The organism is Flavobacterium sp. UBA4854, assembly GCF_002399805.1.
GTDB lineage: Bacteria > Bacteroidota > Bacteroidia > Flavobacteriales > Flavobacteriaceae > Flavobacterium > Flavobacterium ginsengisoli.
Window position 1 is genome coordinate 10,487 of sequence record NZ_DHEI01000056.1, and the last position, 7,118, is coordinate 17,604.

Consider the following 7,118-nt stretch of genomic DNA (forward strand, 5'->3'; position numbering starts at 1 on the left):
AAAGATTTTAAATGGAATTCAAAAGTAATATTCTCTGCAAATAAAAATAAATTATTGAGCTTACAAGATAATTTTGATTTGACAAAAGATGTAATGCTTAATGATTATACTACTAAAGCAGTTACCAAAACAGTGGTTGGTCAGGCAGTTGGTCAGTTTTACGGATACCAATCAGTTGGTATTATTAGAACCAATGAGCAATTGGCAAATGCACCAATTCCTTTTACAGGAAATAAAGCTGTAAAAAGCCAATTAGGAGATATTGAATACGTAGATCAAAACAAAGACGGTTTAATTGATGAGAAGGATTTAACGTACATCGGTAATCCGCAACCAAAATTCACTTATGGATTCAACAATACTTTCAATTACAAAAATTTAGATTTAGGAGTCTTTTTACAAGGATCTTACGGAAATAAAGTAATGAATTTAACTAGACGTGCTGGTACAAAAAACCAACGTTTGTATGAAAATCAATTGGCTGAAGCTGCAGATTTCTGGACACCAGAAAATCCAAATGCAAAATATCCAAGACCTGATGGTGGAGACGGAAATCCAAACATTGCAATTTCTGATCGTTACGTAGAAGATGGATCATACTTAAGAATTCAGCAATTAACTTTTGGTTATAGCATGCCTTCTGATGTTATTTCGAAAGCGAGTATTAGTAAACTAAGATTTTACTTAGGTATTCAAAATCTTTACACATTTACTAAATATACAGGTTATGATCCAGAGATCGGATCATATAATCAAGATCCATTATTATCAGGAATTGATTCTGGTCGTTACCCAACCAATCGTAGTTTCACTTTTGGATTGAATTTAGAATTTTAATTACTACTCTTATGAAAAAATATATCAATATAAAGACATTCGTTTTATTCTTGACACTAGGTTTGGCAACTACTTCTTGCAGCGAAGATTTCTTGGATCGTCCATCTGAAGATAGTTACAGCAGTGACCAGTTTTATAATAGCGACGAGCAAGTGGCGCGTACTACTTATGGTATGTATGGAGCAATGTGGGCACCTTATTATACTAAAAATTTTTATGCATTGTCTGAGTTGTCGTCAGGAAACTGCTTAGCTTATGCAGATGGACCAGAACTTATTCAATTTAAGTTAACTTCTGACAGTCCAATTTTATTAGATCCTTGGAGAGCTTGTTTTGCAATTGTAGCTCAGGCTAATAATTTAATTAATAATATAGAGAAAAATGCTACTTCAGCTGTGAGCCGCGATGTAATTAAAAATACTATTGCCGAGGCGCACTTTTTTAGAGGGATAGCTTATTTTTATTTAGTTCGTTTGTACGGGCCAGTGCCGATTATTGAAGATAATTTAGCTTTAGCAAAAGACCCGTTAGTTAATACAAACAGAATTGAAGATGTTTATACATTCATTGAAAACGACTTCAAATTTGCAGTGGCAAATCTAAAATCAAAAATCAGATCAAGATCTGCTAGTGGAGACAATATTTTTGTAACGCAAGGTTCTGCAGAAGCATTTTTGGCTAAAGTGTATTTATATGAAAAAAAATACTCAGATTCTAAATTAATGGCTGAGAAGGTTATCAATTCAGGAGAGTTTGCTTTGTTGCCAAATTTTGCAGATTTGTTTTTGACTAGCAAAAATAACAACGAAGAATCAATTTATTCTTGGCAATGGTCTGGTGCTATAAACACTTACGGAGGAGGAAACTTTTCTAACATTCAATATGGTTTAGATATTCTGAATGATAATGCATCTTATGGTGCTACATATGTGCCAAGTAACGATGTGCAAGATGCTTTTGAAATAGGCGATTTAAGAAGAAAAGAATCTTTTATGGTTTATGGCGATTCTTATCCTAATCTGAAGGCAGACGGGCAAATAGGTTTTGTAGTAGATAAAGATAAGTACGGAGATATATTGGCTAACACTGGTGCTGCGGTTAAAAAATATGTTGTAGGACAAGCTACTAGCGAAACAGGTCCAGCAGATTCATGGGGAGGAATGAATAATTGCAATTATATTATGCGTTATGCAGACCTTTTATTGATTTATGCAGAAGCAATTATGGCTGGAGCTGATGAAACTACCAATGCAGCAGCAAAAGACTCATACAATATGGTGAGACAGAGAGCAGGTCTTGGTATTTTAGGAAATAATGTTCCTTTGACAAAAACAGCTTTATTTCACGAGAGAAGAGTTGAATTTGCTTTTGAAGGAGAATTTTGGTTTGACTTAGGAAGACTTCCGCGTCAAGAAGCAATTAATATTATTTCTCAGCAAGATAGAGGTTTTGATTCTCAAGGAGTAATGCATTATACACCAACTCCAACAGATTTTACTTATCCAAAACCAGATATTGAAGTTAGAAAAAATCCAAAGTTGAAAGAGGCACCGGTTCCTTACAATTTTAAATAATTTTTTAAAAAGTAAATCACTATGAAAAATATAAAAGATAGAATGTTATTGAAGTTGTATTTTTTGGCTTCAGTTTCAATTTTGCTGTTCGCTTCTTGTTCAAATGATGATTCTGGAGGTTCATCTGGAAAACTTGCAGTAACAGGAATTAGCAAATCTGTTATTGATGATCCTTTGGTTGAAGGAGACAGACAGGTAGATGTTCCTACAGATATTATTAATGCAGGAAATTATTATATCATTAGAGGATCTGGTTTTGCTACATTAAAATCAATTTCATTCAATGGGTTAGAATCTTATTTTAATCCGACTTTCGTAACAGATAACGCGATCGTTGTGTTGGTAGATCAAAAAACGCCATATTATAACGAAATGGACGAAATGAAAATAGTTACCAATCTTGGTACTTTAAACTATAAAATAGCAATTCGACCTCCAAGTCCTACTATTAAAGGATTTCCAATTAACCCTAATGCAGGAGACATAATTACAATTACGGGAGAATACTTTTTGCGTCCTTCTGTAAATTTTGGAGCTACAAAAGTTGAGCCTATTGAATCGACATTGACTGAAATAAAAGTAAAAGTTCCAGATGACTTCAAATATAAATATCTATCTGTAACAAATGTTTCAGGAACAACTGTTGCTAGCCAAGCATTAGGAAGTGAAATTTATGATGATGCTCCAACCAATATTTGGGGTTGGGACGAGAAATGGGATGGAACCAATTCTTTTGATTTGGCTTATTCTAAAGATGCTAGTCAAGGTACTAAATGTATTGAATGGAAATCTGGTGAGTGGGATGGTTATCTTATTGCACTTGCTTCTTGGAATTTTACAGATACCGATAAATTTAAAGCGGTTAGATTCTCTGTTAAGGGTGCAAAAGCTGGAAAAGTAAAGTTTTTTATTAATGGAGATGCCGATAATAATTTTAAGGTAGTAGAATTTAAATCGGATTCATGGACATATATAGAAATTCCTTTTAGCGATGTAGGTAATCCAGCTGTATTAAGCAAAATTGGATGGCAAGAATTTGGTGGCTTTGGCGGAAACACAATCTTACTTGATGATATTTGATTGGTATTAAAATAATTGTGACGAATTCGAAAAATAAATTCCGATTGTTAATCGGGTTTACTTATTAAAATTCATAATTAAAAAACTAAAAGAGAATTTATGAAAAATATATATAATAAATTAAAACATATTGCTGTATGTGTCTTTTTGCTTGTAGCAGCTTCTTCTTGTGATAATGATATTCAAGATATAGGTGGGGCGCAACAAAATTACAATACAGCATACGGATTAGTCTTGGCAAATAGCAATTTAAGTACGTTTGCAAAAGCAATCCAACTTGCTGGTTTAGAATCGTCATTAAATACACCTGATGATTTTACTTATTTTGTTCCTAATAATACAGCTCTAGACGCTTATTTAGTAGCGAATGGTTATGTAAATGATTTAGGATATCCAGATATCAATTTAGTTCCAGTAGATGATCTAAAGCAACTTGTTTTAAGTCATGTAGTTAAAGGTGTTAAAAAAAGAGTAGCTAAACTTGAAGGTGTTGAAGCTGATTATTTAACAACAGGAGATTATGCAACAATGGCAAATGCCGTAAATCCTGATTTATATTTACTAAGCATTAACGTAACTAATAATGTTTTAAAAGTTAATGGATCCGATAAAGCGGCTCCAGGACTTGATTATTATGGTACGAATGGTTTTGTAAATGTTTTGGATAATGTAATTGTGTTAACTCCTCCAGCTCCTGCAATTACAAGTTTGTCACAAGTTTTAGCTTCTGCTGGAGATGTTATTACTATTACAGGACAGAATTTTGTAAAAGTTAAAACGGTTAAGTTTGGATCTTCTGAAGCTACATTTACTGTAGTGTCTAAAACAGAAATAAAAGCAACTGTTCCAGCAGATTTTGATTCGTATGCGCTTATTGTTGTAGAGACTGAATTTGGAGTTTCTGCTCCAAGTGGTATAGGCCTTAAATATTTATTATACGAAGACTCACTGAAAGGCTGGGGCTGGGGCTGGGGAGGAGACATCACCTGGGAAAGCACAGAAAAAGTTAGCAGAGGAACATATGCAATTAAGAAAGTTGCAGAAGCTTGGAGCGGACTTTTCATGCACTCAGATCTTCTTCTTAACGCTGCAGATTATCAATTTGTTAAAATGTCTATATTTCCAACCGAAAGCACTAAAATTATGGTTACCATAAATAGTGATACGGGTGATTCTGCTAAAGGTACAACTGTAACGTTAATTCCTGGACAATGGAATAATATTTCAATTCCTATTTCAGCTTTACACCCTGAACTTTTGACTGATGGAAATTTTGATAGTGTGTTTATTCAAGAGTTTTCAGGAGGAACAATTACTCCATCTAGTGCTTTTTACATAGACGACATCGGGTTTTTATAAAAATAATATTTGTTATGAGTTAGTTTGAGGTATTCCCTAATTGAGAAATTAGGGAATATCTTTTTTAAAATAGATAAAGAATGAAAAAAATAATTTTAGGGTTTCTTTTAAGTGTTTCGAGTTTTACTTTTAGTCAAGGAAATACGCACACGCAACAAGGCGGAAAATTTCAAGGCCTTGCAATGACGCCTCCAATGGGCTGGAATTCTTGGAATACTTTTGCAACTAATATAGACGAAAAGTTGGTGAAAGAAACGGCAGACATTATGGTCTCTTCTGGTTTAGCAGCCGCAGGTTATAAATATATTGTTTTAGATGATGGCTGGATGACGCACGAACGGGATGTAAATGGTGATTTAGTTCCAGATCCAGAAAAATTTCCAAACGGAATGAAAGCACTTATCGATTATGTACATAGTAAAGGTTTGAAATTTGGATTGTACAATTGCGCAGGAACAAAAACCTGTGCTGGTTATCCGGGAACAAGAGGTTATGAATATCAAGATGCTAGATTTTATGCAAAACTTGGAATAGACTTCTTGAAATACGATTGGTGTAATACAGAAGGAATTACTGCAAAAGAGGCTTATACAACCATGAGTAATGCGCTCAAAACTGCAGGAAAGCCAATTGTTTTTAGTCTTTGCGAATGGGGAGATAATCAACCGTGGGAGTGGGGAAAACCAGTTGGAAATCTTTGGAGAATTTCTGGAGATATTTATCCTTGTTTTGACTGCGAATTCAAACATCCGGAAAATTGGTCATCTTGGGGATTCATGAAAATTGCAGATATGAGAAAAGATATCCGTAAATATTCAGGTCCAGATCATTGGAATGATTTTGATATGATGGAAGTTGGAAACGAAATGAATAATACAGAAGATAAAACGCATTTTGCAATGTGGTGTATGCTTTCGTCACCTTTATTTACAGGAAACGATTATCGAAAAATGTCTAAAGAAACTTTGGCAATTTTAACCAATAAAGAATTACTTTCGGTAAATCAAGATAAACTTGGAATTCAGGGATTTAAATGTGCAATTTTATATGGAGTAGAGGTTTGGGTAAAACCACTTTCAGACGGGGCTTGGGCGGTGAGTTTTGTAAATAGAACTGAAACCTCAAAAAAAGTTAGTTTTGATTGGAAGAAAAACAATATCAAAGATGTCGATTTTGGATACGAAGCTGATTTTAGTAAAACAGTTTTCAAAATAAAAGATCTTTGGAAAAACAAAGAAATAGGAAATACGAAGAAAGCTTTTATAACCGAAATAGCTTCTCATGATGTTGTTACCTTAAAATTAATCCCTTAAAGCTATATAATATGAAATCAAAGGTTTGGTATGCTGCTTTTTTTCTTTTGCTATGTGTAAATGTTTCAAAAGCACAATTCGTTAAAAAACATGGGCAATTAAGTATTCTTGGAACTCAACTTGTAGATAAAGAAAATAATCCAATTGTGCTCCGTGGTTTAAGTTTTGGATGGCACAGCATGTGGCCGAGATTTTATAATGAAAAAGCAGTAAGCTGGTTAAAAAAAGATTTTAATTGTAATGTAGTTCGCGCCGCAATGGGAATCGAATTAGGAGATTACTCCTATATAAACGATCCTCAGTTTTCTAAAGAAAAAATCGAGGCTGTTGTAAATGGCGCTATAAAATCTGATATATATGTAATTATAGATTGGCATAGTCATAATATAAACCTTAAAGAAGCTACGGCATTTTTTGCAGAAATGTCAAAAAAGTACGCCAAGTATCCTAATATAATATATGAAGTATTCAACGAGCCAGATTATGAAACTTGGTGGGAAGTAAAGAACTATGCAGAAGAAGTTATCAAAGTTATTCGAGAAAACGATCCTAATAATATAATTTTAGTAGGTTGTCCTCATTGGGATCAGGATATTGATTTGCCTGCCGAAGATCCAATAAGAGGATATAACAATATAATGTATACAATGCACTTTTATGCCGCTACGCATGGTAAAGAATTACGAGATAGAACAGATAGAGCTATTAAAAGCGGCTTGCCAGTTTTTATTTCAGAATCGGCAGGAATGGAGGCTTCTGGAGATGGACCGTTAAATTATAAAGCTTGGCAAGAATACATTGATTGGATGGAAGCTCGGAAATTAAGCTGGATTACATGGTCGGTATCAGATAAGGATGAAACTTGTTCTATTCTAAAAAAAACAGCTAAATCTGATGGGAAATGGAAAGACGAGGATTTAAAAGAATCTGGAATTAAAGTCCGAGAATATTTAAG

General features: G+C 33.8%; 5 protein-coding genes and 1 pseudogene. All 6 read left to right on the top strand.

What is annotated here, in order from left to right; genetic code table 11:
* A pseudogene (locus B3J44_RS08345) lies at window positions 1–837 on the top strand (SusC/RagA family protein); the annotation flags it as partial.
* An 11-nt stretch (window positions 838–848) separates the two neighbouring features.
* Complete coding sequence (locus B3J44_RS08350; protein ID WP_286967751.1) at window positions 849–2,411, top strand: RagB/SusD family nutrient uptake outer membrane protein; 1,563 nt, start codon at window positions 849–851, stop codon at window positions 2,409–2,411.
* 21 nt (window positions 2,412–2,432) lie between these two features.
* A complete protein-coding gene (locus B3J44_RS08355) occupies window positions 2,433–3,491 on the top strand; it encodes an IPT/TIG domain-containing protein (protein WP_286967752.1) in 1,059 nt (352 codons plus the stop codon).
* 99 nt (window positions 3,492–3,590) lie between these two features.
* Complete coding sequence (locus B3J44_RS08360) at window positions 3,591–4,850, top strand: fasciclin domain-containing protein (RefSeq protein WP_286967753.1); 1,260 nt, start codon at window positions 3,591–3,593, stop codon at window positions 4,848–4,850.
* A gap of 80 nt (window positions 4,851–4,930) precedes the next feature.
* A complete protein-coding gene (locus tag B3J44_RS08365) occupies window positions 4,931–6,163 on the top strand; it encodes a glycoside hydrolase family 27 protein (RefSeq protein ID WP_286967755.1) in 1,233 nt (410 codons plus the stop codon).
* A gap of 11 nt (window positions 6,164–6,174) precedes the next feature.
* Window positions 6,175–7,118 (top strand): glycoside hydrolase family 5 protein (locus tag B3J44_RS08370; RefSeq protein ID WP_286967757.1); only part of this gene is annotated, 944 nt, incomplete at its 3' end.